Origin of the sequence: Virgibacillus indicus (assembly GCF_002266285.1) — a bacterium.
GTDB lineage: Bacteria > Bacillota > Bacilli > Bacillales > Amphibacillaceae > Virgibacillus_K > Virgibacillus_K indicus.
Genome location: NZ_NPMS01000002.1, coordinates 317,201 through 343,881, shown reverse-complemented (window position 1 = coordinate 343,881; position 26,681 = coordinate 317,201). Strand labels below are relative to the sequence as shown.

At 39.0% G+C, this 26,681-nt stretch carries 30 protein-coding genes, 1 tRNA gene and 1 other RNA gene; 6 read left to right on the top strand and 26 right to left on the bottom strand.

The genetic code is table 11. The features are described from left to right. Window positions 1-211: 211 nt before the first annotated feature. On the bottom strand, window positions 212-997 hold the full coding sequence (locus CIL03_RS07350) for a TatD family hydrolase (protein ID WP_094885171.1): 786 nt from the start codon (window positions 995-997) through the stop codon (window positions 212-214). 147 nt (window positions 998-1,144) lie between these two features. After that, window positions 1,145-3,151 (bottom strand): methionine--tRNA ligase, encoded by a 2,007-nt coding sequence (metG, locus tag CIL03_RS07345; RefSeq protein ID WP_094885170.1) that lies wholly within the window; start codon window positions 3,149-3,151, stop codon window positions 1,145-1,147. 331 nt (window positions 3,152-3,482) lie between these two features. Here metG and CIL03_RS07340 point away from each other — a divergent pair, with 331 nt between their 5' ends. Next, window positions 3,483-3,761 carry an AbrB/MazE/SpoVT family DNA-binding domain-containing protein gene (locus tag CIL03_RS07340; protein ID WP_094885169.1) on the top strand — a complete coding sequence of 93 codons (279 nt, stop codon included), beginning with the start codon at window positions 3,483-3,485 and terminating at the stop codon, window positions 3,759-3,761. Between the two features lie 124 nt (window positions 3,762-3,885). On the opposite strand, the gene rsmI is transcribed toward CIL03_RS07340, so the two are convergent. From rsmI to tadA, 18 genes are all read right to left on the bottom strand, one after another. Further along, window positions 3,886-4,767 carry a 16S rRNA (cytidine(1402)-2'-O)-methyltransferase gene (gene rsmI, locus CIL03_RS07335; RefSeq protein ID WP_094885168.1) on the bottom strand — a complete coding sequence of 294 codons (882 nt, stop codon included), beginning with the start codon at window positions 4,765-4,767 and terminating at the stop codon, window positions 3,886-3,888. Then, the gene (locus CIL03_RS07330) at window positions 4,745-5,038 is read right to left on the bottom strand and encodes a GIY-YIG nuclease family protein (protein ID WP_094885167.1); all 294 of its coding nucleotides are present in this window, start codon (window positions 5,036-5,038) and stop codon (window positions 4,745-4,747) included. The genes rsmI and CIL03_RS07330 overlap by 23 nt, the downstream gene beginning before the upstream one ends. Beyond that, window positions 5,025-5,771: a tRNA1(Val) (adenine(37)-N6)-methyltransferase gene (locus tag CIL03_RS07325; protein WP_094885166.1), complete on the bottom strand. Its 747-nt coding sequence runs from the start codon at window positions 5,769-5,771 to the stop codon at window positions 5,025-5,027. The genes CIL03_RS07330 and CIL03_RS07325 overlap by 14 nt, the downstream gene beginning before the upstream one ends. A gap of 100 nt (window positions 5,772-5,871) precedes the next feature. Next, complete coding sequence (yabA, locus tag CIL03_RS07320; protein WP_094885165.1) at window positions 5,872-6,219, bottom strand: DNA replication initiation control protein YabA; 348 nt, start codon at window positions 6,217-6,219, stop codon at window positions 5,872-5,874. A gap of 19 nt (window positions 6,220-6,238) precedes the next feature. Beyond that, window positions 6,239-7,057 carry a PSP1 domain-containing protein gene (locus CIL03_RS07315; RefSeq protein WP_094885164.1) on the bottom strand — a complete coding sequence of 273 codons (819 nt, stop codon included), beginning with the start codon at window positions 7,055-7,057 and terminating at the stop codon, window positions 6,239-6,241. 6 nt (window positions 7,058-7,063) lie between these two features. After that, window positions 7,064-8,053, bottom strand: coding sequence for a DNA polymerase III subunit delta' (gene holB, locus CIL03_RS07310; RefSeq protein ID WP_094885163.1), 990 nt, complete (start codon window positions 8,051-8,053; stop codon window positions 7,064-7,066). A 20-nt stretch (window positions 8,054-8,073) separates the two neighbouring features. Continuing rightward, on the bottom strand, window positions 8,074-8,508 hold the full coding sequence (locus tag CIL03_RS07305; RefSeq protein ID WP_094885162.1) for a YaaR family protein: 435 nt from the start codon (window positions 8,506-8,508) through the stop codon (window positions 8,074-8,076). A 109-nt stretch (window positions 8,509-8,617) separates the two neighbouring features. After that, window positions 8,618-8,947 carry a cyclic-di-AMP receptor gene (locus CIL03_RS07300; protein ID WP_094885160.1) on the bottom strand — a complete coding sequence of 110 codons (330 nt, stop codon included), beginning with the start codon at window positions 8,945-8,947 and terminating at the stop codon, window positions 8,618-8,620. Window positions 8,948-8,961: 14 nt separating this feature from the next. Then, window positions 8,962-9,594, bottom strand: a complete 633-nt coding sequence (gene tmk, locus CIL03_RS07295) for a dTMP kinase (protein WP_094885158.1) — start codon at window positions 9,592-9,594, stop codon at window positions 8,962-8,964. Window positions 9,595-9,609: 15 nt separating this feature from the next. After that, window positions 9,610-11,025 (bottom strand): aminotransferase class I/II-fold pyridoxal phosphate-dependent enzyme, encoded by a 1,416-nt coding sequence (locus CIL03_RS07290; protein ID WP_094885155.1) that lies wholly within the window; start codon window positions 11,023-11,025, stop codon window positions 9,610-9,612. Window positions 11,026-11,240: 215 nt separating this feature from the next. Next, window positions 11,241-11,432: a sigma factor G inhibitor Gin gene (locus CIL03_RS07285; protein ID WP_094885153.1), complete on the bottom strand. Its 192-nt coding sequence runs from the start codon at window positions 11,430-11,432 to the stop codon at window positions 11,241-11,243. Between the two features lie 70 nt (window positions 11,433-11,502). Continuing rightward, entirely contained in the window at window positions 11,503-11,766 is a 264-nt protein-coding gene (locus tag CIL03_RS07280) for a pro-sigmaK processing inhibitor BofA family protein (protein WP_094885150.1), read from the bottom strand. 219 nt (window positions 11,767-11,985) lie between these two features. Continuing rightward, complete coding sequence (locus CIL03_RS07275) at window positions 11,986-12,201, bottom strand: YaaL family protein (protein ID WP_094885147.1); 216 nt, start codon at window positions 12,199-12,201, stop codon at window positions 11,986-11,988. A gap of 165 nt (window positions 12,202-12,366) precedes the next feature. Continuing rightward, window positions 12,367-12,963, bottom strand: a complete 597-nt coding sequence (recR, locus tag CIL03_RS07270; RefSeq protein ID WP_094885144.1) for a recombination mediator RecR — start codon at window positions 12,961-12,963, stop codon at window positions 12,367-12,369. A 12-nt stretch (window positions 12,964-12,975) separates the two neighbouring features. Next, window positions 12,976-13,290 carry a YbaB/EbfC family nucleoid-associated protein gene (locus tag CIL03_RS07265; protein ID WP_094885141.1) on the bottom strand — a complete coding sequence of 105 codons (315 nt, stop codon included), beginning with the start codon at window positions 13,288-13,290 and terminating at the stop codon, window positions 12,976-12,978. A 222-nt stretch (window positions 13,291-13,512) separates the two neighbouring features. Next, a complete protein-coding gene (gene dnaX / locus CIL03_RS07260) occupies window positions 13,513-15,201 on the bottom strand; it encodes a DNA polymerase III subunit gamma/tau (RefSeq protein WP_094885138.1) in 1,689 nt (562 codons plus the stop codon). A gap of 158 nt (window positions 15,202-15,359) precedes the next feature. After that, window positions 15,360-15,625, bottom strand: an RNA gene (gene ffs / locus CIL03_RS07255) — signal recognition particle sRNA large type. A gap of 49 nt (window positions 15,626-15,674) precedes the next feature. Continuing rightward, entirely contained in the window at window positions 15,675-16,133 is a 459-nt protein-coding gene (tadA, locus tag CIL03_RS07250; protein WP_094885136.1) for a tRNA adenosine(34) deaminase TadA, read from the bottom strand. A gap of 492 nt (window positions 16,134-16,625) precedes the next feature. On the opposite strand from tadA, the gene CIL03_RS07245 reads away from it, so the two are divergent. Together CIL03_RS07245 and CIL03_RS07240 are read left to right on the top strand one after the other, a co-directional pair. Next, a complete protein-coding gene (locus tag CIL03_RS07245; RefSeq protein ID WP_094885133.1) occupies window positions 16,626-17,159 on the top strand; it encodes a cysteine hydrolase family protein in 534 nt (177 codons plus the stop codon). A gap of 65 nt (window positions 17,160-17,224) precedes the next feature. Then, window positions 17,225-18,514, top strand: a complete 1,290-nt coding sequence (locus CIL03_RS07240; protein ID WP_094885130.1) for a glycoside hydrolase family 18 protein — start codon at window positions 17,225-17,227, stop codon at window positions 18,512-18,514. 259 nt (window positions 18,515-18,773) lie between these two features. On the opposite strand, the gene CIL03_RS07235 is transcribed toward CIL03_RS07240, so the two are convergent. After that, window positions 18,774-19,289, bottom strand: coding sequence for a type 1 glutamine amidotransferase domain-containing protein (locus CIL03_RS07235; RefSeq protein ID WP_094885127.1), 516 nt, complete (start codon window positions 19,287-19,289; stop codon window positions 18,774-18,776). Window positions 19,290-19,357: 68 nt separating this feature from the next. Next, the gene (locus CIL03_RS07230; protein ID WP_094885125.1) at window positions 19,358-19,795 is read right to left on the bottom strand and encodes an RrF2 family transcriptional regulator; all 438 of its coding nucleotides are present in this window, start codon (window positions 19,793-19,795) and stop codon (window positions 19,358-19,360) included. A gap of 140 nt (window positions 19,796-19,935) precedes the next feature. On the opposite strand from CIL03_RS07230, the gene hmpA reads away from it, so the two are divergent. Continuing rightward, the gene (gene hmpA / locus CIL03_RS07225) at window positions 19,936-21,162 is read left to right on the top strand and encodes an NO-inducible flavohemoprotein (RefSeq protein ID WP_094885123.1); all 1,227 of its coding nucleotides are present in this window, start codon (window positions 19,936-19,938) and stop codon (window positions 21,160-21,162) included. 30 nt (window positions 21,163-21,192) lie between these two features. Here hmpA and CIL03_RS07220 read toward each other — a convergent pair whose 3' ends face one another. From CIL03_RS07220 to CIL03_RS07205, 4 genes are all read right to left on the bottom strand, one after another. After that, window positions 21,193-21,690: a hypothetical protein gene (locus tag CIL03_RS07220; protein ID WP_094885120.1), complete on the bottom strand. Its 498-nt coding sequence runs from the start codon at window positions 21,688-21,690 to the stop codon at window positions 21,193-21,195. A gap of 173 nt (window positions 21,691-21,863) precedes the next feature. Then, window positions 21,864-23,579 carry an acetate--CoA ligase gene (gene acsA, locus CIL03_RS07215; RefSeq protein ID WP_094885117.1) on the bottom strand — a complete coding sequence of 572 codons (1,716 nt, stop codon included), beginning with the start codon at window positions 23,577-23,579 and terminating at the stop codon, window positions 21,864-21,866. Between the two features lie 198 nt (window positions 23,580-23,777). After that, window positions 23,778-25,001 (bottom strand): dicarboxylate/amino acid:cation symporter, encoded by a 1,224-nt coding sequence (locus CIL03_RS07210; RefSeq protein WP_094885114.1) that lies wholly within the window; start codon window positions 24,999-25,001, stop codon window positions 23,778-23,780. 88 nt (window positions 25,002-25,089) lie between these two features. Continuing rightward, window positions 25,090-25,162: transfer RNA gene (locus tag CIL03_RS07205), tRNA-Arg, on the bottom strand. 152 nt (window positions 25,163-25,314) lie between these two features. Between CIL03_RS07205 and CIL03_RS07200 the strand changes: the two genes are divergently transcribed. Further along, window positions 25,315-25,965 (top strand): deoxynucleoside kinase, encoded by a 651-nt coding sequence (locus CIL03_RS07200; RefSeq protein ID WP_094885111.1) that lies wholly within the window; start codon window positions 25,315-25,317, stop codon window positions 25,963-25,965. 16 nt (window positions 25,966-25,981) lie between these two features. Then, window positions 25,982-26,665 carry a deoxynucleoside kinase gene (locus CIL03_RS07195; RefSeq protein WP_094885108.1) on the top strand — a complete coding sequence of 228 codons (684 nt, stop codon included), beginning with the start codon at window positions 25,982-25,984 and terminating at the stop codon, window positions 26,663-26,665. Window positions 26,666-26,681: the final 16 nt, after the last annotated feature.

Genomic DNA, 26,681 nt, shown 5'->3' with positions numbered 1-26,681 from the left:
TTGATATTAAGTCAAAGCTATTACGATTACGTTTTCTTTACAATTAAATTACAAATAATAACTTTCATAGAATTACGCCCCTAAAAATGGCTGCATCCATTGATATGTCAGCTTTTTCCATTTCTGCTATTTTCCATTATAAAAGGACCAGCTGTTTCTGCTGATCCTACTTTTTACGTAAATTTTCATGATTTTGTTACAAATACTTAACTTAATCTTCCAAATCTCCGGCCTTAATTCCAAAAAAGGCAAATGCATTTTCTGTCGTCTTTTTACTTAATTCCTCGAAGGAAATTCCCCTTAGCTCGGCAATTTTTTCCGCAACCAATTTCACAAATGCTGGCTCATTTCTTTTTCCTCTGTTCGGATGAGGCGCCAGGAATGGTGCATCTGTTTCAACCAAAAGCCGGTCTAATGGTACCTGTACAGCAACTTCCTTTGGCAGGCTGGCATTTTTAAAGGTTACAGGACCGCCAAGAGATATATAAAAATTCATATCAAGACATGCCTGAACATATTCCGCAGAATCATTGTAACAGTGCATGATCCCGCCAACTTCTGCAGCATTTTCCTCTTGCAGAATTTCTATAATATCCTCTGTTGCTTCACGATTATGAATGATAATTGGCATATTCACTTTTTTGGCAAGGCAAATTTGCTTGCGGAAAACTTCCTTTTGTACATCCTTGGGTGACTTATCCCAATGATAATCAAGGCCCATTTCGCCAATCGCAACTACCTTTGGATGACTGGAAAGCTCTTCAATCCAGTTCAAATCCTCATTCGTCATGTCAATTGCATCAACCGGATGCCAGCCAACTGCTGCATAAATAGTCTCATTCTGTTCAGCAATTTCAATTGCCAACGGGATTGTTTTCCTGTCAAAGCCAACAACAACCATATAGTTTACGCCTGCATCAAATGCACGCTGGATCGTTTCATCACGATCCTCCATGAATTGATCGGCATTTAAATGGACATGTGTATCGAATAGCATACAATTCACCCTTTCATGTTTTACTGCATTTTCAATTTTCTGCAGTACTTAAAAAATACCCTGCCATTATTCAGCAGGGTATTTTATTTTTTATAATAATGTTTTAAATACGATTAGCAGCCAATTTTAAAATAACTTAAAATTTATTTATGAGATAACTGAGCCATTTGCAACTCCTGCTGGTGCTTCAATGATTTGCAGTTTTCCGTCGTGTTCTGCGGACAGTATCATACCCTGACTAATTTCGCCGCGCATTTTTCGAGGTTTTAGGTTTGCTACAATTACAACCTTTTTGCCAATTAATGCTTCAGGATCGGGATACCATTCTGCAATTCCGGAAAGAATTTGCCGATGAGCTTCGTCCCCTGCATCTAGACGGAATTTCAATAATTTATCAGCGCCTTCTACTTTTCCGCATTCAATTACTTCCGCTACTTTTAATTCAACTTTATCAAAAACATCATATTTAATTTGCTTATCCTTTACGGATGCCAGTTCCGTCTCAGTTGGATCCCAATCAGATTCAGTCACGGAACCTCCGGACATTTGACCTTTAATATAGGCTGCTTCCTCTTCACTATCTAAACGCGGGAAGATTGGTGTCCCTTTTTCGACAACCTTTGCACTTTCCGGGAATCCACCGAAATGTACGGTATTCCATTCACCAGCAGCTTCACCTTCAATTCCAAGCTGGGTGAAAATTTTGTAAGGCGCATGGGTAAGGAATGGCTGAAGCAATGTTGCTGCAACTCGCAGACTTTCTGCAAGATGATACATAACACTTTCTAATTCTGCTTTTTTCTCTTCATCCTTTGCCAGCTTCCAAGGCTCGGTTTCATCAATATATTTATTGGCACGTGAAATCAAAGTCCAAATATTGATTAGTGCACTGCTGAATTGCATATTATCCATTTCTTTCTGATAGTTTGCAATCGCATTTTCTGCTGTTTCTTTCAAGTTCTCATCAAATGCTGTAACATCGCCATTATATGCAGGTACTTTACCGTCTAAATATTTATTGATCATGGCCACTGTACGATTAAGCAAGTTACCCAGGTCATTGGCCAGGTCATAGTTTACACGTGAAACAAAGTCCTCTGGTGTAAAGACACCATCACTTCCAAACGCAACCTCACGCATTAAGTAATAACGTAAAGCATCCAGACCATATCTTTCAACAAGCATTTCCGGATATACAACATTGCCTTTGGATTTGGACATTTTTCCGTCCTTCATTAACAGCCAGCCATGACCAAAGATTTTTTTCGGCAGCGGCAAATCAAGGGCCATTAACATGATAGGCCAATAAATGGTGTGGAAGCGAACAATTTCCTTACCTACCATATGCACATCTGCAGGCCAAAATTTATCATATAATGTAGTATCATCTGTACCATATCCAAGTGCTGTTATATAGTTTGCCAATGCGTCAATCCATACATACACGACGTGTTTTGGATTGCTCGGCACTTTGATTCCCCATGAGAAAACAGTACGGGACACGGCCAAATCCTCAAGTCCCGGCTTAATGAAATTGTTAATCATTTCATTTTTACGTGATTCCGGCTGAATAAATTCAGGGTGTGTATTGTAATAATCCAACAAACGATCTGAATAATTGCTCATTTTGAAGAAATACGATTCCTCTTTGATTAATTCAACCGGATGGCCGCTATCCGGTGATTTCCCGGCAATTACATTTCCATCCGCATCACGTTCCACATCATCCAGCTGTGTTTCAGTATAGAAGGTTTCATCCGGAATGGAATACCAGCCTTCATATTCATCCAGGTAAATATCTCCCTGCTCCAAAAAGCGCTCAAATATGTCTGCAACAACGTTTTTATGTGTGGTTTCTGTTGTGCGGATGAATTTATCATTGCTGATTTCAAGCATCTTCCATAGCTTTTGCATTCCTTCAGCCATATCATCCACATATTTCTGTGGTGTAATGTTTAGCTCTTTCGCTTTATTTTCAATTTTTTGTCCATGTTCATCACTGCCTGTCAAATAGAAAACTTCAAATCCAAGCATTCTTTTATAACGTGCCATTACATCACAGGCGATCGTTGAATAAGCATTTCCAATATGGAGCTTACCACTTGGATAATAAATCGGTGTAGTTATATAAAAAGTATTTTCATTTTTGGGCATTTCTTTACCTCCTCGTATAGCATCCAATCACATCACTAATAAAACTATTTCTATTGTAGCGATTATAACGTATTTTGCCAAATTGTGTGCAAAACAAAATAGCATTCAGCAATAATTTGGGTTTATCCACTGTTTATTATCTTATCCTCTTGAAAATTTGAAAGAATGGTTTGTAATTTTCCCATTTATTTTTATTTTTCACAAAAACTCATTGACATAGTGGGGACCGGTTGGTATTCTATTGTTTAAATAGATGTCGAAAAATAGCGATTAATATATCTATGGAAAAACTTAAGTAAAAAAGTTTTTTCTGCCCAGAGGGGGAAGAAAGATGAAGTCTACAGGAATAGTACGGAAAGTTGATGAGTTGGGCCGTGTTGTTATTCCGATCGAACTGCGCCGGACATTGGATATTCATGTAAAAGATAAAATGGAGATCTATGTAGATGATGATCAAATTATTCTGAAAAAGTTTAAACCAAACATGACATGTCATCTAACTGGAGAAGAATCTGAAGATAATTTATCACTGGCAGACGGCAAACTGGTCCTTAGTCCAGAGGGTGCAAAGAATTTAGTGAAAGAAATCGAGGCACGTTTTAACGAGTAATTTTTTTATCATTAACCTACGTTATAAAGGGGGCTGACGCATGCTAATGCACGTCAACCCTTTTTTATGCTAGGTTAGATGTAATGTGTGCTGTCTCTCAACAACGTTCTAATACCTCTCAATCCTACTTCCCATCAACATGAAACATCTGATAAACTTCCCGTTTCGGCATTTTTCGATCTGCTGCCGTTTGTTTGATTGCCTCTTTACTGGAAAAACCGCTTTCTTCTATATATTGATTCACATGTTCCATCACAGATAAACTTTTCCACCATAAATCGGCTTCTTCATTGGGAGCATCAGATGTAGTTCCCTCCACCACTATACAAAATTCACCTTTTAATTCATTTTCTTCCGCCCAGGAAATGAGCTCATTTGTCGTACCGCGAACATATTCTTCAAAGCGCTTGGTTAATTCACGGGCGATAGCCAGTTTGCGTGAACCCAGTTGTTCATGAATTGCTTTTAATGTATCTTTGATACGATATGGCGATTCATAAAATAAAAGTGTTGCTTTTAAAGCTTTTAATCGCTGTAATTCCGCTTCTTTTTCCTTCTTTTTCCGGGGCAAAAATCCGTAAAAGTAAAATTCCTTCGGAGAAAGTCCGGAACCGACCAATGCACAAAGAGCAGCATTTGCACCAGGCAGCACGACAACTGATAAATCCCTATCAATTGCTTTCTGTACCAGCTCATATCCAGGATCGGAAATAGCCGGCATCCCCGCATCGCTCACGATTGCTACAGATTCGCCGTTCTCTACTTTTTCAACCAATTGTTCCATCCGGGAAAGTCTACTGTGCTCATGAAAACTGATTAACGGGGTCGAAATATCGAAATGATTCAAGAGTTTTTTTGTATTTCTTGTATCTTCCGCTGCAATTATGGAAACAGACTGTAAAATAGTTAATGCACGATACGTGATGTCCTCAAGATTTCCAATCGGGGTAGGAACTACATACAAAACACTTTTATCTTTATCCTCAAAGCTCCTCTGTATTTTCAAATTGCATCACTTCCTTCAGCCTGTCCCGAATAAGCTGAAACTTCCCTTTCCGGGTCAGTTGTTTAATCTCGTATTCTTTTTGCATTGCTTTTTCCTTTGTCGGAAACTTCTCAATATAGACTACCTGAAATGGTCCGCGGCCACGTGTATATTTTGCCCCTTTTCCTTCGGTATGCATCTTCAGCCGATGCTCCATATCATTCGTATATCCGGTGTATAATGAACTATCCTTGCATTTTAGTATATAAACAACGTGTTCATGTTCTGTCATAGATAATATCCTCTGCTTCTTTTGTGTATGCACCGTCCTCATTGTAGATATACAATGGCGGCAAAATTTTTAAATCTGCTTTTCCGTCTCTTACGCCTTCAACGAGCAGCATATTCGCATCCTTCCCTCGTTTCGGGTAAATAAACCGGAGACGTTTTGGTTCCAGCCTGTGTTTGCGGAATAATTCAATAATATCAACAAGTCTTCCCGGCCGATGCACCATCGATACCTTTCCGCCTGGCCGTATATAGAGCTTACATGCCTTAATGACATCCTCCAACGTACAAAAAACCTCATGTCTCGCAATGGTTAAAAAATCATTTTGGTTTTGTTCATTTTGTGATGGTGTCTGAAAATATGGCGGGTTACATGTAACTACATCAAAGCTGCTTTGGCTCAGAAGTGGCTGCTTTTCTTTTAAATCACCATGGATGATGTCCAATTGATCGGATAGGTTGTTAAGCTCTATATTTCTTTTTGCCATACTGAAAATTCTTTCTTGGATTTCTAAACCAGTAATCGTTGCATTGGTTCTTTTTGAAAGCAATAACGGTATAACTCCATTACCAGTACACAAATCCAGGATACTTCCTCTTTTGATGGGAATTCGGGCAAAATGGGCAAGCAAAACGGCATCCAGAGAGAAAGAAAAAGCAGTGGGACTTTGAATAATCTTCATGCTTTCATCTGCCAGTAAATAATCAAAACGTTCATCATCTATTAATTCTACCATGTTCTTTTCCTTTCTGTAATGAGGTTATCCAAAACCAAAGGGCCAGACCCCTCAAATGAAATGAGTGAGTCAGACCCTATGGATAGCTTTGTTTATTCAACTATTTTGTTTTGCTCAGGAAGTCCAGACAGAACATACAGTCTTCATTTCTTCTTGGGCCCCCGAATTCCAGATTGCAGATATGGAAGCCTTCATCATACAATCTGGCCAAATTATCATATGCCTCGCTTGGGAAGCCCTTTTTTGAAGACGAATCATCCGCTTTTCCGGAATTATTATCTTCTGTATTCTCCAAGTGATTTCGCAAATTGTGATTTTCCATTGCCAGCCGGTGATTTTCCTCAAGGACATCACTTAAACGGCCCTTTAAATCACCAAGCTGTTCGTACAACTCGCCAATCTGCTTTTCCATATCAGATACCTGATCAAATATTTGTCTATTATTCACGCCTGATCACTCCGTTACTTTACGCCTGCGCTAATATTCCTTCTTCTATTAGTTCATCCAGAGTGTACTCGACTACACGCTCTTTTTCCGGAATTTCGATTTGGATGAGTCGTTCAAGGATGTTTAAACCGACTACTTTTCCTTTTCCATATGGGGTTTTAATAGCTTGCCCAATATCCGGCAGTTCACGCTTAGCTGTTTCATAATCATCGTTCTCGTATTTCAGGCAGCACATCAGACGACCGCATAATCCAGAAATTTTTGCAGGATTTAGAGAAAGATTCTGATCTTTTGCCATTTTAATAGAAACAGGTTCGAAATCTCCCAAAAAGGTTGAACAGCAAAGCATTCTTCCACATGGGCCAATACCGCCAAGCATTTTCGCTTCATCACGTACACCGATCTGACGCAGCTCAATCCTTGTTTTAAACATAGCTGCAAGATCCTTTACCAAATTCCTGAAATCTACCCGGCCATCTGCGGTAAAGTAAAAAATAATTTTGTTGCGGTCAAACGTATACTCTACTTCCACTAGATTCATATCCAGTTTATGGTCAGTAATCTTAGCTGTACAAGTCTGGAAGGCTTTTTCGGCATGCTCCTGATTTTCTACAATGGTTCGCTTGTCCTTATCATCGGCAACCCGGATTACTTTTTTCAAAGGAAGTACAACGTCCTCTTCGTCAACTTCTTTGCTGGCTATCACAACTTTACCAAATTCAATGCCTCGTACTGTTTCTACAATAACATAGCTGTCCAGTAAAATATTGTGCTCACCAGGGTCAAAATAATATATTTTACCCGCTTTCTTGAAGCGGACTCCTATAACGTTAATCAAAATCTATCACCCCTGTATTTGAAGTGTAAGCTGTTCCATCACTAATGTCGGATGGACATTTTGCTTCAATTTTCTTTTTGCCATTAAAATGGCATTTAAAATAGTTACCAGTTTCTCCTGTGAAAAATACATCGCCGCTTTTTCAGGCAACTGATCAGTTGGGGCAAGTACTGTCATTGACGCTTCATTTTCAATATGAAAATAAAGTATATCTTTAAAAGCCAAGAGCAATAAATCAAATCCCTGCTCCTGCTCGTTTCTTTCCTTAAAATGGGGCACCCAATGATTATGTACAAAAAGGTAAACATCATCAGGATTACTTGTAAACATTTCTACTAATTGTATCACTAGTTTTCGAGCGGATGCAAACCACTCATTATCATTCCAAGCAAAGGCATCATCCATATTATTGGTTAATGCGCTCATTAGCACTGCATTTTCTTTTGCCATTCCATTTTCCACCAGATGATTTTGGAAGGAAACGAGGTTTAATGGCTGCAGATCAATAACCTGGCAGCGGGAACGAATGGTTGGAATAATTGATCCGCTATTTTCAGTCAGCATAATGGCTGTTGTTTGTTTGCTTGGTTCTTCCAAAAATTTCAAAATACGGTTTGCAGCGTTTACGGTCAGTGTATCAGCACCTTTGATCACATACACTTTCCGGTTGGACTCAAGTCCTGAATAGCTGAATTCCTTTTGCAAATTTTTAATCTGTTCTATTTTAATCGACTGCCCATCTGGTTCAATCCAGTGGACATCCGGATGATTTCCTGAAGTTATTCGCCTGCATGCATTACATTTAAGACACGGCTCAACACCAGCTTTGTTTTCACAAAAAATTCCTTTTGCAAGCAACAGAGCAATCGCTTCTTTCCCTGTGCCTCGCTCTCCCTGAATTAAATACGCATGAGAAATACGGTCTTTTTTTATGCTGTTTGTAATGATTTTACTTGCAAGTGGCTGAACTTCTGCCAACTCAGACCATGTTTTCATAAGCTACCTTCTCTTCTCAATTAGGTATATATATTAATCAGCAGTCCTTTAATTTCGCCAATAAGGCCAAGAATATCTACTGTCTTTTTTTCCTGATTCATAATTTCTTCGGTTAATTCCATTAATTTCTCGTCAATTTCTTTTACAATACTAAGATTTCTGCTTTGTCCATCTAAGCTGAAACTGTGGGATTGCTTTAGTGACAGACCACTGTGAACGGTCTCCTGAAGAAATCCCTTTACCATTCGTTTAAATTTGGCGAGTTCACGAAATGTGCGAAAACGCGCAAGTTTATCTCCTTGCAGTGATAGATTCTTTATTAATTGCTGCAATTCCTGCTGCTTTAATTGTGTTGTTTGGGACTGAACCATTTGATTAAATGATTGGGCATCATTTTTAACCTGACGCGTGTAATTTGAATCCGTTTTTGTTTGCATGTCATGGGTGATTTTCATTGGATCAGTCCCTTTTTTAAAAAATTCTCGTTAAGACCTTAGACCTCGTTATCATTGAGAGGTGTTCTCGCCAATATCAGTTTCTAAACAGTTCATTCATATATTCGTTCTAAAACTGAAAAAATGATTCGATTGGCAGGATGAAGCAGGTTGCTCCGCCTACTTCTACTTTCACTGGTTTTGGTATATAGGAATCGGCATTGCCACCCATTGGTGAGATTGGTGCTACCATTTGTTCACGGTGGGAGCAATTATCTTTGATGACTTCCAGTGCTTCATCCACATACTCATTTTCACAGCCAATCATAAGTGTTGTGTTGCCTTCCTTTAAAAAACCGCCTGTTGTTGCTAGCTTCGTTGTTTTAAAATTTTCTTCTCCGAGTGCATCTACAAGGCGGTTGGAGTCTTTATCCTGAACAACAGCTATAATTAACTTCACATTGCATACCTCCCTTATTTTTTTTTCAAAAAGGAAATAATATAATTCAATGCATCTTTTTCAACCTGCTCAATTGTCTGGTCTGCATTGATAGAGTGAATCCGATCCGGGAATCGATTCGCAAGCATTTGATAGCCCTCATATACCTGTTCATGGAAATGTATTTTTTCCATATCGAGGCGGTTTCTTTCTCTATCTTTATTCGCCGCAATGCGTTCTAATCCCTTTTTTGGGGAAATATCAAAAAATAATGTTACATCAGGCATGCAATTCTTAATCGCAAACTGGTTGATGGTAAAAACCTCATCAATCCCTAACCCTTGTGCATGACCCTGATAGGCAAGACTGCTGTCAATGAACCGGTCGCATAACACTACTTTTCCTGCTTCCAATGCTGGCAATACCTTTTGTACAAGATGCTGCCGGCGTGCTGCTGCAAACAGCAATGCTTCTGTCCGCTCTTCCATTGCAGTATTTTCCGGATCAAGAATTATTTTCCGGATTTGCTCAGCTATTTCAATCCCGCCTGGTTCCCTTGTTGCGAGCACATCATAGCCCATTTTATAAATCTTTTCATTTAAAGAATGAAGGATGGAAGTTTTTCCGGCACCCTCACCGCCTTCAAATGTTATAAAATATCCTTTCACGCGTCTTCTTCTCCTTCACACTGTAAAAACATTCAATCCTTTATCTATATCTCGATGCTGAATCCGAACACCCTGACGGCGCAGGCTTTCGATTGTTTCGACATGATCTGCTGTGATTTTTTCCCCTTTAAGAATCAGAGGGATCCCTGGTGGATATGGGATCACTGCTTCTGCAGCAATATATCCGCAAGCTTTATTCAATTGAATTTGTTTGTTTCCTGATTTCTCCATTTCGGCATAAGATAATGCCAACTCCTGAATCGGCTGTTGAAAAAGCTTTGCTATCTCTATTGTATCATGGTTAGCCATATTTTTTAATTGCTCATTGACTCTTTTCACAGCTTTTTTCAATTGGTTCAGCTTTTTAAGAGGAGCGAGTCCATGAATAAATAAAATTTGGTTATGTGTCGTTAATTCCGGATAGATATTTTGCTCTTCAAAGAGCCTTGCCACAGTTTGAGCCGTAATTCCATTTTTTATATGTAATGTAAGCTTGAGCGGGTCCCCAACTGTTAGTAATTCCCAGTGTTCAGACTCCTGCAGTATTCTTTTTACATCGGAAACACTCTGCAGAATAACCTTAATTTCATCCTCCTTTAAAGTAGCTAAAAAAGACCTTGCCAGATCAAGTGAGGCCATTAATGGATAGGAAGGACTGCTCGACTGGATCATTTGTAAATAATGTGCCACCTTTTCCTTTGAAACGAACTCGGAATTCATATGCAAAAAAGAAGCCATTGTCATTGCTGGAGCCATTTTATGCGCAGATTGGACAACTGCATCAGCACCAAGAGCCAATGCGGAAGATGGAAATGGATCACCAATGGAAAAATGAGTGCCATGTGCTTCATCTACAAGAACAGGGATGTGATATTCATGAGCCAGCTCAATCATCTCTTTTATTTCATAGGTTTTCCCAAAATAATCGGGATATGTCAGGACGACTGCTTTCACACCCGGATATTGCTTCAACGCCTCACGTAATGTTTCCATCGATGGATTCGTAAAACGACCAGCTGGAGCATCATATTCAGGTGCGATAAAAATTGGATTTGCCCCGCTTAACTCCATCCCATTCATAATCGATTTATGGCAATTCCGCTGCACTATTACTCCATCTCCAGCAGAACATGCTGCCAAAATCATTGCCAGATTACCGGCAGTACTTCCACCGACAAGAAAATAGGTATGATCCGATTTAAAGAAGCCAGCGGCCAAACGCTCCGCTTCGGCAATGATTCCTTCAGGTGCATGAAGGTCATCCAGCCCTGGGAGCTCAGTCATATCCAGTTTTAGTATCGAATCAAAATATTTCCCAGCATATCCAGGAAAAACAGAGCCATTTTTATGTCCTGGTACATGAAAGGATACAGGGTTTGTTTCATTAAAAAGCATTAATGCCTGGTAAATTGGTGTTCGATGCTGTTCCATCTTTATCTCTCCGTCATTTTTGATATACCTAATACTATTAGAAAACGGGGCTTATTGCCAAGCTTTAATGGCAAAAGCCTAAGTTCGACGAAAAGTATTTTTCGTCCGCGATGTTAGGTCTTCGAAGTGTTCCTTATGCACTTATACTGATTTCCTTAAAAAGTTATGCTTTCTTATCAGTAGAACAACAAAAAAAGCCTTTGCAAGCAAAGACTCTACGAATATAGTTTTGGTTTGTTCACATTCTTTAATTTTCTAAGGTAATAATTATATTTTTCTTCTCTCGGGTCTGTATGAATCATGTTGTGTTCACATTCTGTGCAAATAAATGTGGTATACAAATGAATTCCCTTTGCCTTTTCTTCCTCACAAATGCCGCACTTTTCAAATGGAATTGTTTGTTTCACTTTTCCCACCTCCGTTAGAAATTAGTATCTCCCAATCTAACAGAATTTATACAGGGAAACTTTGAAACTTCTAAAGAATAAACAAATGGATTGCAGCTAGGGACGCCAACCCAAACAGGCCCAGGAAACCTGAAACAATGACGGTAAATAGATTGATAGGGATATGCAGCCCAATCGCCCCGCCAAAAACATTGAAGAAAAATAAAAATAAGATGCCTATCCCTATTTTAACCGTACTATGCCCAATAAAACGCATTGGTTTGGAAGGAGCACCAACAATTAAAAGAATAACAATTAATGCAACCATAATGGAAATAACCAGTGTAGAGCTCAAAGCAAATCAACCCCTTTTCCTTGTCCCCTTTTTAGTACATATGATAAAAAGAAAGGAAAAAGAACTGGAAATGATTAAAATGCAGTTATCTATTCATTCCCCATTGGTATATACTTCTTGAATCAGCCCATTCCTGATTCAGCATTAATTGTAAAACATAAAATATTTAAAGGGAATTCTGTTTATCTTCTCTTTTCACAAAGATATTTCCCCAAAAAATCAATTCAATCTTATAGCACTTAATTTCCGATGCCTTGCTTCACGAAGCAAAAATAAATACTTTGCCTTTGCAAGAGCCTCAGCATTATGTCCATTCATTGTTAACTCAATACTTTTTTCCATTAATGATTCAATTTGCTTCCATTCGCTTTCCAATGTAAAAATTGCATCTAACAATTGATCATCAACATCACGTTTCTTTATTCTCTTCCCCACGTACTTCACCTAACTTTATCCCGCATATAACTGGACAGTAAGATCCCCGATTCATATTTATATTTTTATCCATTAAAAAGATGAGGGGATCAACTGCCAGAAAATGTCCGATTCTGTTCAACGAACAATCCACGAGGAAAACGCTTCGTGGATTGTAGTTTCACTTTATAAATCTCTTCTGCCCTCTAATGCTTTTGATAATGTTACTTCATCTGCATATTCCAAATCGCCGCCAACAGGCAGGCCATGTGCAATTCGTGTCGTTTTAATTCCTGATGGTTTAACAAGACGTGAAATATACATCGCTGTTGCCTCTCCCTCGATGTTTGGGTTTGTAGCAAGAATGATTTCCTTTACTTCCTCATCCTTCAAGCGATTTAATAAATCAGGTACATTAATATCCTCAGGGCCTATGCCATCCATTGGCGATATGGCACCATGAAGAACATGGTATTTCCCGTGATATTCCTTCATTTTTTCCATTGCGATAACGTCCTTTGGATCTTGTACAACACAAATAATTGATGAATCCCTGGAGGTATCCTGACAAATAGTGCATGGATCCTGATCGGTTATATGACCGCAAATGGAACAATGTGACAGCTCCCGCTTCGCATTAACCAGTGCATTCGCAAATTCCAGCACATCATCATCTTTCATATTTAAAACAAAAAAAGCCAGGCGGACTGCCGTTTTCGGTCCGATACCCGGCAATTTTGTAAAACTGTCAATCAGTTTTGAAATCGGTTCTGGATAATACATTAAATTTGCCTCCTAGAACATTCCAGGCATGTTCATCCCTTTCGTGAATTGTCCCATTGTGTCATTTGTTTTATCTTCAATTTGTTTCATAACATCATTTGTTGCTGCAAGAATCAGATCCTGAAGCATTTCAATATCATCCGGATCTACTACCTCTTCTTTAATTTGAACATCTGTAATGACTTTTTGTCCATTAGCAACAACGGTAACCATACCGCCGCCTGCAGATGCTTCAAAGCTCATTTCATGCAGCTCATCCTGTGCCTTCATCATTTTCTTTTGCATTTTCTGCATTTGTTTCATCATGTTATTCATATTTCCCTTCATTGGAAAACGCCTCCTTTAAAATTTCTTATTTTTTAGTTTACTCTGCGGTCCCTTGCTTATGACTTCCTCAGCTTTAGCAAGCCCGCTTCACTTTTCTCTGTCTAGTGCCGCGTGGGCTAGCGACTACTGTCATAAGCAATTGACACTCCGAGCGCTCAAAACCCTGCGCTCTGCGGTCTCTTGCTTATGACTTCCGTCGCTGGGCAAGCCCGCTTCACTTTTCTATTCATGTATTTCCAGCAGATCGTCGCCAACTAGTTTCCTTGCTTCTTCCACAAATGGATCCGATTGCTGTTCCTGCTGATCTTTTGGTTTATCGTGATTATTTATAAATTCCGTACGTAATTCTGTCCAGTTATTTTCTGGAATCGGTATAATGGTCAAATTTTTCCCCATCACACTTGCAAGTACGGATTCAATTACTTCCCGATTATCGAGAAATAAAGAACAATGAATTTCATATTTAAATGCAACAACAAGTGCCTGATCAGACGATGCAGCAGGCTTACTGTCCTGAATCGTCGCATGTGCAGGTGCGTTTGTTGTTTTCAGTTTCATCAAAAAGTCCGCCCATTTGGATTGGACATTTTTTAAGGCTTGCTTTTCCGCCTGCCTCAATACATCACGGATTCGCTCATTTGGAACTTTATAGCTGTTTTTTGACCCTCTGGACTGCGGCCTTCTCACTTCACGCTGTGGTGTGGGCTGAGCACTTACAACCGGATTTTTCTTCAGCATATTCAGCTCTTTTTCCAGCTGTGCCATTTTATCAGTCAGCTTTGCTACTGCTTCGGAATCAGCTGCATTTCCAGGGATTTCTTCTGTATGATAACGATTTGTGATTGTTAATATCGCAATCTCAATAAAGACTTTCGGACTGTTCGTCCATTTTATTTCCTGCTGACATTGATTTAACTGTATAATTGCATCCTGAATCCAATTAATGGAAACTGCCTCTGTTAATGAATGAAAGCTTTCATCAGCTCTGGCCCTCTCCAATAACCCTTCCAAGGATGGTGCACTTTTATATAATAATACATCACGCATGAAATAGATCAGATCATAGACAAATCTTCCGGGATCCTTGCCGCTTTGAATTAATTGATCCAGAAGCTGCAATGCATGCTTTACATCTTTTTCATGCATCGCTTTTACTATATCTGTGAGGACACTTTGGGAAACACCGCCAGTTACAGCTAAAACGTCTTCCAGTTCAACAGTATCTTCACTGTAGGAAATTGCCTGATCCAAAATACTTAAGGCATCACGCATCCCGCCTTCTGCAGCCAGAGCTACTGTTTCCAAAGCTTCAGAAGTAACAGTGACATGTTCTTTATCAATGATCGTCTGCATGCGATCAACAATTGCCTGATTGGATATTGGTTTAAAGTCAAAGCGCTGGCATCTGGAAAGGATGGTCAGTGGAATTTTATGCGGCTCTGTTGTAGCCAAAATAAACACCACATGCTTTGGCGGTTCTTCCAATGTTTTTAACAAGGCATTAAATGCATTCACAGAGATCATATGCACTTCATCAATGATATAAACCTTATAAGGAACAGAGCTGGAAGCATATTTTACTTTATCTCGGATATCCCGGATATCATCAACACTCGTATTAGAAGCAGCATCAATTTCAATTACATCAGAAATTGAACCATCCTGAATCCCACGGCATGCCGCACATTCATTACATGGTTCTTTCACCGGTGAACGCTCACAGTTGATTGTTTTGGCAAAAATCTTCGCAGCACTTGTTTTTCCCGTTCCACGCGGACCGGAAAAAAGATAAGCATGTGAAAACTTTTCCTGAACAATGGCATTCTGCAGTGTTCGGGTTATATGTGTCTGTCCGACAACGTCCTGGAATTCCCTAGGGCGCCAAACTCGGTATAATGCTTGATAGCTCATAATACATACCCCTCTGTGATCTCTTATTAATTATACCCGATTTTAGGGGTGAATGTGAACCATAGTGATAAAACATTTATTGAAAATTACAAGGGATAAAATTTTAGTAAACAAAAACCTCCTGCCAATTCTGACAGAAGGTTCTCATTCTATGTACGCCGTGCACCCATCGTCGATGTGACGTCCCTATGCGTTACCTAAGTTCATGGCTCGGCCTAGGCTTCCCTGCGGCACACAGAAATGACCACTTACTGCTGCTTCCTTCCGGACCTGACAGGATTCATGGGTTTCTGTTGCGCAGGACCTGAGCGTCAACACCAATTCCTTAGGGCAGACCATAAAGTCGCCCCACCTAAGATGGGAATTCGACCTCGCTATAGCGGATTGCGAGTACAGGGCACCGCTACCTCCCCGCTTAGCACGGCACTATCCATTATAACGATTCTGCATTAATAATGCAATGGAAAATATCGTCATTTTCGCTTGTTTCTTAAGTTCCTGAAAAAATCAGTCAGCAGCTGGCCGCATTCTGTTTCCATTACACCAGCCGTTACCTCCGCCTGATGATTAAAGCGTTTCTCATCAAGTAAATTCATTAACGTACCAGCACAGCCTGCTTTCGGATCAGTAGCACCAAATACTACACGTTTTATGCGTGATTGCACAATTGCCCCTGCACACATGGGGCAAGGCTCAAGTGTCACATACAATGTGCAGTCTTCTAGACGCCAGCTTCCAATTTTTTCATTGGCCTTCTGTATGGCAATAAGCTCCGCATGGGATAGAGTTGTTTGAGAAGTTTCCCTTACGTTGTAGCCTGCTGCAATAATTTCATCCTCATATACAATTACTGCACCAATAGGAACTTCATCAATTTCACGTGCCTTTTCAGCTTCTCTTATCGCTGCCTGCATATACTTTTCATCGACCATATTTATCACAACATTTCATTATAGTTTGAAATTAGCTAAACAGGAAATAAATATAAATAAGCATATATAATCTTAGTTATTTTAATGCAAGAGATATAAATTATCGACGTAACTGCTCTATTGATTTCAACTTCGGACAGATGTTTCGTGGGTTGAACGGATTATCAGGATTTGGGGTACTTCTCTAAGCCCAACAGCTAGAAAACAATAGCCAACGGTCATAGAGAGCGCTTCTCTGAGCCCATACAACCAGAAACAGGTAGCCAACGGTCACATAGAGCGCTTCTCTGAGCCCAAATAGTCAGAAACCAGTAGCTACCGGTCACATAGAGGATTTTCGGTGGAAGGCTGATATGATGATGGAAGTGTGGTTATATTTCCTGAGCGGCCGATGGAATTATCATCGCTGATTTTACGTCGCAATTTTCATCTACTGAAATCATTAATAAACAAAATTCACAAAAACAGCATTTAAAATAAAGGAGTTTCGCGATGGAAAACGCCTATGAAAAAACTGCAGTATTGTTTATAGATATTATAAACCATTTCGACTTTGATGGAAGCCAAAAACTATTGGATCATACCAATGAAATTTTGCCAAACCTGAAAAAGTTGAAAGCTTTTGCAAAAGAAAACAAGATCCCGACAATCTATATTAATGATCATTATAAGTTATGGCAGGCAGATTTCAATAAAATCATCGACCTTTGCCGGAATGAAAAGAGCCAGCATATCATTGATGCCTTAAAACCGGATGAAAACGATTACTTTCTAATTAAACCACAGCACTCTGCCTTTTTTCAAACCCCGCTTCAATCCCTGCTGAATGAGTTGGGGAAAACACATTTGATTATGGCTGGAGTCGCCGGTGACATCTGCATTTTATTTACTGCCAAAGATGCGTATATGTACCAATTTGATATGCATATACCTAAAAATTGTATGGCTTCAGAGGAAAAAGAAACGAATGATTACGCACTATATTTGATGAATTCAGTAATGAAAGCAAAAATTGAGCCCTTCTAAACTGCATAACCTGTGTTCCCTCCTCATAAATTGTAGGAAGAGACTTGTTTCGAGGAGGGATTTTTATGCAAATACATGTCGTACAAAGTGGTGAAAATATATCAGGAATTGCCAATACCTATAACACTTCAGTCACCGCAATTATAAGTGCAAATGAACTCGATGCACCAAATAATCTGGTTGTTGGGCAGGCACTGGTAATTCCAATTATTGGCCAATTCTATTTTGTTCAGCCTGGTGACAGTTTGTATTCCATTGCGCAAGAATTTGGCATGACCTATCAGGAGCTTGCACAGATTAATAATTTTCCAGTCGGGAATATACTGCCTGTCGGATATCGTTTATACATTCCCCCAAGGGCTAAAAGGCCAATCACAAGCATTGCATATATTGAACCATTAGGAGGATCCGTTTCAGAGACCCTGGAAAATGCCGCAACGAAAACTACACCCTACTTAACTTATCTTGCACATTTCAGCTACAATGTTAATCGTGATGGCAGTCTTACAGAACCGCCAATGGGTAATCTGCAGCAAATAGCGGATAGCAATAATACGGCGCTAATGCTTGTTGTAACAAACTTGGAGGAGGGTGCATTCAGTTCGGAACTGATACATATCATACTAACTGTGCAAGCTGTGCAAAATACGTTATTAGATAACATTATTAATACAGCTGCATCTATTGGATTCACGGATGTTCACTTCGACTTTGAGTTTATACCACCAGAAGATAGAGAAGCATATAATAATTTCCTGAGAAAAGCCAGGGAGCGCTTTTCCCAGGCTGGACTATTAATGTCCACAGCTCTTGCACCAAAAACGAGTGCAGCACAAACTGGACTTTTATATGAAGCACATGATTATGCAGCACATGGGGAAATTGCCGATTTTGTTGTATTAATGACCTATGAATGGGGGTATAGCGGCGGACCGCCAATGGCAGTTTCACCAATAGACCAGGTAAGAAGGGTCGTCGAATATGCGCTGACGGAAATGCCTGCTGATAAAATCATACTAGGCCAAAACCTATACGGATATGACTGGACACTGCCATTTGTGCAAGGCGGAGAACCAGCACGAGCCCTTAGCCCTCAACAGGCAATCACACTGGCTCGGGAAAATAATGCCGTTATACAATACGATACAGTTGCACAGGCGCCATTTTTTATGTATACAGATGCGGAAGGTAATCAGCATGAAGTCTGGTTTGAGGATGCACGGTCAATTCAGGCTAAATTTAATTTGATAAAAGAATTAAACCTGCATGGAATTGCATATTGGAAGCTTGGGCTTGCTTTCCCTCAAAATTGGCTGCTTCTGGATGATAATTTTACGATTAGAAAATTGGAATAAAAGCAGAGGCGCTCGCTCCCGGGTAGTGATTGCCAGAAAAATGATGAAAATACGGATCTAGTTATAAAGTTGAGAGACAAAGCTGCATAGTTGAGAGATTCTGGATAACAGTTAAGAGAGAAAAAGGAATTATACAATTATTTCTCAACTTTCTCAGGTTGTCTCTCAACTTTGACAGCCTATTTCAGCACAATGCTTTAAAAAATAAAGTGAGCCGCAATCCATTCAGAACTGGATTTGCGGCTCCTTTACTATTAAGTTATTTTAAAAGATTTACTGCTTCCCTATTAAATGCTGGAATATCATCAGGCTGACGGCTTGTTACAAGCTGATTCTGACAAACCACAACTTCCTGATCTTTTACATTAGCTTTTGCATATTCCATATCCACCTGAATGGATTTAAATCCTGTAGCATCCCGGCCCTCCAGTGATTTGGCTGTAATTAACAGCTGAGGTCCGTGACAGATGGCAAATACAGGCTTTTTGGCATCCATAAATTTTTTCGCAAACTGTACAAAACGGTCATCTGCACGAAGCTGATCTGGTGAAAAACCGCCTGGAATAAACAATGCATCAAAATCATCCGGGTTCGCATCATCAATTCCCTGATCAATTGTTACCTTTGCTTCCTTATTCTTACCTGTTACCTGTTTGCCTTTTTCCTTTTCAATCGCAATAATCTCGTGTCCTGCATCTTTAAATGCGTTCAAAGGCTCTGTATATTCTACATCCTCAAACATATCTGTAATAACTGTTGCTATTTTCTTACCCATAATTTATCCGCTCCTTTTTAAAAGGTTACATAGAATGTTCTTCCCATTTGTACGGATATAAAACATGCCTAGCTGATTCCCATTAATTCTTTCAGCTCATTTTCATTATTTATTAAATCTTTAATGGTATATTCATCAAGTACTTGAAAAAATGCATGCAACGCCTTATTTAACGCATGCTTTAATGTACATCCTGGGGAAATCACACAATGATTTGCACCTTTGTCAAAGCATTCAAGCAGGACAAAGTCATTCTCAAGCAGCCGTACAACTATGCCAACATTAATTTCCTCTGCTGGTTTTGCCAGCCGGATTCCGCCATTTCTCCCCCTGATTGTTTCAATTAATTCCAGTTTATTTAATTCAAATACGATTTTCCCCAGATGGTGCGGGGATATATTATATACCTCTGAAATTTCTTTAATACTTGCAAGCTCTTCATCTGACTTCATTCCCGTGAATATTAGTACACGAAGTGCATAGTCTGTATATTTTTTTAAATTCATCTCATTTTCTCCTTGTTAACAACTTCACATTATTGTAACATAAATCGCCTTTTACCCTATTGTCATGGTGTTAATATTAATTATACAATAAAGATGTATTCAAAATACATGTTTAAATTTTAAAAGGGAGTGCTTTTTAAATGACAACTGCCACAATAGGATTGGACAAACAAACACGAGATATTATAAAGGCTACTGTACCAGTATTACAAGAACATGGTGAGAAAATCACAAAACGATTCTATCAATTAATGTTTGAAAATCACCCAGAATTAAAAAATATATTTAATCAGACAAATCAGCGAAAAGGAGATCAATCAAAGGCCTTAGCAAATACGGTTTACGCTGCAGCTGCCAATATTGATAATCTGGAAGCTATTTTACCGAACGTGAAATTAATCTCACATAAACATAAAAGTTTAAATATAAAACCAGAGCATTATCCAATTGTCGGAAAGTATTTATTAATGGGGATAAAAGATGTGCTAGGTGATGCAGCGACGGATGATATTATCAATGCATGGGAAAAAGCATATGGTGTTATTGCTGATGTATTTATTTCCATTGAAAAGGATATGTACATGGAAACAAAAAACAAACCAGGCGGATGGGTTGATTTCCGTAACTTTAAAGTAACGAAAAAGGTTGTGGAAAGTGATGTTATTACATCATTTTATCTGGAACCGGCCGATGGAAACCCTTTTCCAGCCTACCAAGCCGGACAGTATGTGACAGTGAAAGCTGAAATCGACGGGGAATCTCATGATCACCTGCGTCAATACAGTTTATCCTGTGCACCAGGTGAAGGTGTCTATCGTATTAGCGTAAAACGTGAGGATGCCATCGGAGATAATCCTGCTGGGGTTGTATCAAGCTTTTTACATGAAAAACTTGAGGAAGGCAGTATATTGCCAATCAGTGCACCAGCCGGTGAATTTGTTCTTGATTTAGAGGACACAAGACCATTAGTATTAATGAGTGGCGGGGTTGGTCTGACACCAATGATTAGTATGCTGGAAACAGTTATTAAAGAACAGCCGGAACGTGAAGTAATCTTTATCCATGCAGCTAGATCAGGTAGATTTCATGCCATGAAGGACCGTGTGCTGGAAATAGCTGATAAATATGATAATGTAACAAACTACACTATCTATGATCATCCGGAAGATGATGAACAGTGTGATAAGACAGGCTATATTGATGCTGAATGGCTAGAAACTATCTTACCGACAAATGATGCAGCATTTTACTTCTGCGGCCCGAAAGGATTCATGCGGGCGGCATATCAGAACTTAAAAAAATACCATGTCTCAGATGCTGATATCCATTTTGAAATTTTCGGACCAGCTGAAGATATTACGGCATAGCTAAGACAGGAGTCCTAATATGGGCTCCTTTTATTTATTTATAAAGCTGCCTATTTTTTTAAAGCTTTTGTATATCTGTGTTGGAGTGACATACTTTTTTGAAGTGGAATCAAATCCACGCCCTGTAAGATCAATTTTATCCTCATTCGCAAAATAATAGGCCTGCCAGATATACTTAGAACAATAATTTAATTCGAAATCTGCCAAATCTCTTGTAAACGTGTATTTTTTTACTTTTTCTATATTCTGCTTCGCCCATAGGGCTGCTTTTCTGGCCGCTTCTTCATTTTCATTTCTCAATATGGTTAACCTTTCACCCTTTTGATGTCTGCTTAAGTACATTGGCATACTATCTGAATGCCCCTTTTTCCCCCATCTATTCACATGATAAATTCGATAATTCTCTCCAACAATTCCTGTATGTCCCACCATAAAAGAAGACAAAGCTATTTTATGAGAATAGATAATATCGCCAGGTTTCATTAGGACCTGAGTATAGGGGTATTGATGGATAGGGTCATCTGTCATAGAAACATCAGCCTTCTTTATTAGAAAACTTGGCCTGTCGCCAAGAATGGCGAAAGCCTTAGTTACACTTATACTGATTTCTAATAAATATATAGTTTTCTATCAGTATAAAGAAAAACTCTAACCTCCGCCATCATTGACGGAAAGTTAAAGTTTTCCCATACTTATCTATCTTATTCCTCAAGCGTTGAAGTATCTCCTGTCGGCAATCCAAGCTCCCATGATTTCAGAAGACGGCGCATGATTTTACCACTGCGGGTTTTTGGAATTGAATCCCGGATTTCCATTTCACGTGGTGCTGCATGACCCGCTAAACCTGTTTTTACAAACTGGCGAATATCTTCAAGCAATTCATCTGATTTCTCATAGCCGTCATTCAATGTAATGAATGCTTTAATAATTTCACCGCGTTCCGGATCTGGCTTACCGATTACGCCTGCTTCTGCAACTGCGTCATGTTCGATTAATTTACTTTCCACTTCAAATGGCCCAACACGCTCACCCGATGTATTGATTACATCATCAAGACGTCCCTGGAACCAAAAGTAGCCATCCTCATCCTTATATGCACTGTCTCCAGAAACATACCAGCCATTAATAAAATAGCTTTCAAATTTTTCCGGTCTGTTCCAGATCGTACGCATCATTGCCGGCCAGCCTTCTTTAATGGCCAGATTTCCCATTTGATTTGGAGGAAGTTCATTTCCTTCATTATCTACGATGGTTGCTTCAATACCAGGGATTGGTTTACCCATGGAGCCTGGACGAATTTCCTGGGAAGGAAAATTAACAATCAGCTGTGCACCAGTTTCCGTCATCCACCATGTATCATGAATTCTTAAATCAAATGCTTTTAATCCCCATGAGACAACTTCCGGATTTAACGGTTCCCCAACACTCATTAAATGCCTTAGGGAAGACAAATCATGTCTTTTTACTGCTTCTTCTCCGGCACTAACCAATTTTCTGAGTGCAGTTGGAGCAGTATACCAGACGGTTACTTTATATTTTGCCAATGTTCCGTACCAGTCATCTGGTGTAAATCGTCCACCGCGAACAACATTGCTGACACCAAGCAGCCATGGTGCGAATATACCGTAGCTAGTACCGGTTACCCAGCCCGGATCAGCCGTACACCAGTAAACATCATTATCTTTCAGGTCGAGTACCCATTTAGCTGTTGCATAATGCTGAATCATCGCATTATGAACATGGTAAACACCTTTTGGCTTGCCTGTAGAACCGGAAGTATAATGAATGAGCATCCCATCTTCCAAGTCTACCCATTCAATAGCTAATTCAGCTGAAGCCTCAGCCATTTCCTTTTTATAATCGATATACTTATCTGAGCTTTCATTATGGTCACCAACAAGAATAATTTTTTTCAAATCAGGCAGATCTTCCTGTGGAACTCTGTATAATAGATCTGGAGTTGTAATCAATACACTTGCTTCACTATCCTGAAGACGGTCACGCACTGCCTGCTCCATAAATGCTTCAAATAACGGACCGGCAATCGCTCCAAGTTTTAAGATACCAAAGAAAGCATTGTAGAATTCCGGACTTCTCTGCATGAATAAGAATACCCGATCTCCTTTTTTTACATCATATTTTTTTAATACATTAGCAAACTTATTGCTCTGTTTACTAAGCTGTCCAAAGGTTACCTCTTCTTCTCTATCTGGTGAAGAGTAATATAATGCAACCCTATCTTTTTTATTTGGATCAGCAGCATGGCGATCTACTGCTTCATACGCCATATTTACTTTTCCTGTCTCATTCCATGAAAAGTTCTTCTTCACTTCATCCCATGAAAAATTTTGACGTGTTTTTTCGTAGTCTTTCAGATTATAATTTCCTTCTCTTGCTGGTATACGCTGCACATCCATTAAATCACCTCATCCTCAAAAATTAGAAACCGCTTGCAATAAATTCAACAGAAAATCAATTAAAAATTGTATAAACATTTTGGTAACTATTTTTATTTTAGAACAATTTGTGACAATTTTAAAGTGAAAATGCTTAAAATGACTATAAAAAGACACGCCTATCATCATAGAAGACGTGTCAAAAATATATATAAAGCTTTAAATTCCGGCTTTTTCCTTGCGTTTATCATTTTCAGAAATTATATAAGCACATGCTGCATCACCTGTGATATTTAATGAAGTACGGAGCATATCCAATAGACGATCGACACCGATAATAAGAGCAATCCCTTCAACAGGCAAATTAACTTGTTCCAGCACCATTGCCAGCATGATTAATCCTACACCCGGAACTCCAGCTGTTCCGATGCTTGCAAGTGTGGCGGTTAAGATAATCATGATGATTGCAGTAAACGTAAGTGGAACATCATAAACCTGGGCAATAAACACGGTGGCAACAGCTTGCATAATGCCTGTCCCGTCCATGTTAATCGTTGCGCCTAATGGCTGGACAAAGCTGCTGATAGATTTTTTTACACCCAGATTTTCTTGAGCGGTTTTCATAGAAATAGGTAATGTCGCACTCGAACTAGACGTACTAAATGCTACCGACATAGCCGGGAAAAATTCTTTGTAAAATTTTAATGGATTCGCCTTACCCAAACCCTGAATTGCTACGCTGTAAGTAACAGCGCCATGAATGAATAAAGCCAGAATGACTGCTACCATATACATGGCCATAGAGCCAACCGCATCAAGACCAGCATCTCCAATAGCCGATGCAATTAAAGCAAAAGCACCATATGGGGCTGTTTTCATAATTGCATTTACGAGCCAAATTAAAATCTCATTTGCCTGCTCAAATAAATTATGAATTCCCTTAGTCTTTTCTCCTAGTACAGCTAGTGCAATACCTATGAAAATAGCAAATGCAATAATTTGGAGCATATTGCCAGTAGACATTGCTTCTATTGGGTTTTCAGGAATAATATTAATGAATGTTTCCATAATAGGCGGGGCAGATTCTTTTTCATAATCAGCCATACTGACATCAAATACCCCCGCTTTTCCAGGCTCAAGCAGAAAAGCCACTCCTAATCCTATTGCCAGCGCAATTGCTGTTGTTACAATATAAAAGATAATCGTTTGTACACCAATTTTCCCTAGTTTTACAGGGTCACCCAAACCTGAAGTACCCAGAACGATAGAGACAAACACAATTGGGACGACAATCATCATAATCAGATTTAAAAATATTTGTCCAATTGGATTTAATACATATTTATCGGTAACTGAAAATACATCTGCCGGAGCAAAGCTTAAACCAATACCTACGATAACCCCAAGGATAAGAGCAATAATAATCTTTTTTGTCAGACTCATATAGTTAGTTCCTTTCCTGATGTAAATTTGATTGCAGACTGAAAGGACCGTTTCAGAAATGAAAATAAGAGGATAAAAAAAGGATAGACGACCCCGGCAGGATTTGAACCTGCGACACTAAGTTTAGGAAACTTATGCTCTATCCCCTGAGCTACGGGGCCACATTTTTAGAATAGCATGTACTATTATACAAAAATAATCCGGCAATGAAAAGTATCAGTTCTTTCCAATAGGAAAAATTCTGTGTATAGAACATCCTATTATTGTATGATAAAATGAATTGCATATGTTTTAGCGGATTGGAGGAATAATGATGGCAGAAGTTCCCTTTATTGCAATTGAAGGGCCAATAGGTATTGGAAAAACATCCCTTGCAAAAAAACTTGCTGCTCATTTTGATTTTCATTTATTAAAAGAGATTGTCGAGGAAAATCCGTTTCTCGGCAAATTTTACGATGATATTGACGAATGGAGCTTTCAGACAGAAATGTTCTTTCTATGCAATCGTTTCAAGCAATTGGAGGATATTGAAAGAAAATATTTAACAAAAAGTAAAGCAGTAATTGCTGATTACCATATATCAAAAAATATGATCTTTGCAAAACGTACATTACAGGCGGATAAGTTTGAAAAATATGAGCAGATCTACCATATTTTAACAAAGGATATGCCTGTTCCAAATATGATGATCTATTTACACGCAAGTTTAGACACTATTTTACACCGAATTAAGCTGCGTGGCAGAGAGATTGAACAAAACATTAAACCAACCTATCTTGCACAGCTCGCGCAGGATTATGAGGACTATATGAATGAATTTGAATTACTTCATCCAGATATCCCAGTAATTCGGATTAATGGTGATAACATGGATTTTATCCGTCATCAGGATGATCTGAACAAAATAATTGATCAGGCACACAGACAATTAAAAACTGTTGTCTCTACCAGGACTAAAGCTTAAAAAGGAGAACCATTGTATGAATTTAAGAGAAAAATATCTTATCCCTAATGATAGTATAATAACCATTGCAGGTACTGTCGGGGTAGGAAAATCAACGATGACAAACGCACTGGCAAATGCACTGCAGTTTAAAACATCCTTTGAAAAAGTAGATACTAATCCGTATTTGGAGAACTTCTATGCTGATTTTGAACGCTGGAGTTTTCATTTACAGGTATACTTTTTGGCAGAGCGTTTTAAGGAACAGAAAAAGATTTTTGAATATGGCGGCGGTTTTATCCAAGATCGCTCTATTTACGAAGATACAGGTATTTTTGCAAAAATGCATTTTGAAAATGGAACTATGTCCAAGACGGATTATGAAACTTATACCAATCTATTCGATGCAATGGTCATGACACCATACTTCCCTCATCCTGATTTACTTATTTACCTTGAGGGAACCCTTGATGAGATATTGGAGCGGATTCAGGAACGCGGCCGGGAAATGGAAAGAGCTACACCAATTGCATACTGGAAAGAAATGTATAACCGGTATGAAAACTGGATTAACAATTTTAATGCATGTCCGATTTTACGAATTAATATCTCGGATTATGATTTAATGAGAGAGGAAAACTCCGTTGAGCCGATTTTGGAGAAAATCGGGCATTTTATCCAGCAGTCAAGACGCTGGAAATCAAGAGAGCTCATAAAATAATATGAAGAGGTGTTCC

Bases quoted from the DNA above. Each gene is read 5' to 3' on its own strand.
- CIL03_RS07350 (WP_094885171.1), bottom strand. From the start codon at position 997: ATGCTATTCGATACACATGTCCATTTAAATGCCGATCAATTCATGGAG.
- metG (WP_094885170.1), bottom strand. From the start codon at position 3,151: ATGCCCAAAAATGAAAATACTTTTTATATAACTACACCGATTTATTAT.
- CIL03_RS07340 (WP_094885169.1), top strand. From the start codon at position 3,483: ATGAAGTCTACAGGAATAGTACGGAAAGTTGATGAGTTGGGCCGTGTT.
- CIL03_RS07330 (WP_094885167.1), bottom strand. From the start codon at position 5,038: ATGACAGAACATGAACACGTTGTTTATATACTAAAATGCAAGGATAGT.
- CIL03_RS07325 (WP_094885166.1), bottom strand. From the start codon at position 5,771: ATGGTAGAATTAATAGATGATGAACGTTTTGATTATTTACTGGCAGAT.
- holB (WP_094885163.1), bottom strand. From the start codon at position 8,053: ATGAAAACATGGTCTGAGTTGGCAGAAGTTCAGCCACTTGCAAGTAAA.
- CIL03_RS07305 (WP_094885162.1), bottom strand. From the start codon at position 8,508: ATGAAAATCACCCATGACATGCAAACAAAAACGGATTCAAATTACACG.
- CIL03_RS07290 (WP_094885155.1), bottom strand. From the start codon at position 11,025: ATGGAACAGCATCGAACACCAATTTACCAGGCATTAATGCTTTTTAAT.
- recR (WP_094885144.1), bottom strand. From the start codon at position 12,963: ATGTATTATCCAGAACCGATTTCAAAACTGATTGACAGTTTTACAAAA.
- CIL03_RS07265 (WP_094885141.1), bottom strand. From the start codon at position 13,290: ATGAAGGGAAATATGAATAACATGATGAAACAAATGCAGAAAATGCAA.
- dnaX (WP_094885138.1), bottom strand. From the start codon at position 15,201: ATGAGCTATCAAGCATTATACCGAGTTTGGCGCCCTAGGGAATTCCAG.
- tadA (WP_094885136.1), bottom strand. From the start codon at position 16,133: ATGGTCGATGAAAAGTATATGCAGGCAGCGATAAGAGAAGCTGAAAAG.
- CIL03_RS07245 (WP_094885133.1), top strand. From the start codon at position 16,626: ATGGAAAACGCCTATGAAAAAACTGCAGTATTGTTTATAGATATTATA.
- CIL03_RS07240 (WP_094885130.1), top strand. From the start codon at position 17,225: ATGCAAATACATGTCGTACAAAGTGGTGAAAATATATCAGGAATTGCC.
- CIL03_RS07235 (WP_094885127.1), bottom strand. From the start codon at position 19,289: ATGGGTAAGAAAATAGCAACAGTTATTACAGATATGTTTGAGGATGTA.
- CIL03_RS07230 (WP_094885125.1), bottom strand. From the start codon at position 19,795: ATGAATTTAAAAAAATATACAGACTATGCACTTCGTGTACTAATATTC.
- hmpA (WP_094885123.1), top strand. From the start codon at position 19,936: ATGACAACTGCCACAATAGGATTGGACAAACAAACACGAGATATTATA.
- CIL03_RS07220 (WP_094885120.1), bottom strand. From the start codon at position 21,690: ATGACAGATGACCCTATCCATCAATACCCCTATACTCAGGTCCTAATG.
- acsA (WP_094885117.1), bottom strand. From the start codon at position 23,579: ATGGATGTGCAGCGTATACCAGCAAGAGAAGGAAATTATAATCTGAAA.
- CIL03_RS07210 (WP_094885114.1), bottom strand. From the start codon at position 25,001: ATGAGTCTGACAAAAAAGATTATTATTGCTCTTATCCTTGGGGTTATC.
- CIL03_RS07200 (WP_094885111.1), top strand. From the start codon at position 25,315: ATGGCAGAAGTTCCCTTTATTGCAATTGAAGGGCCAATAGGTATTGGA.
- CIL03_RS07195 (WP_094885108.1), top strand. From the start codon at position 25,982: ATGAATTTAAGAGAAAAATATCTTATCCCTAATGATAGTATAATAACC.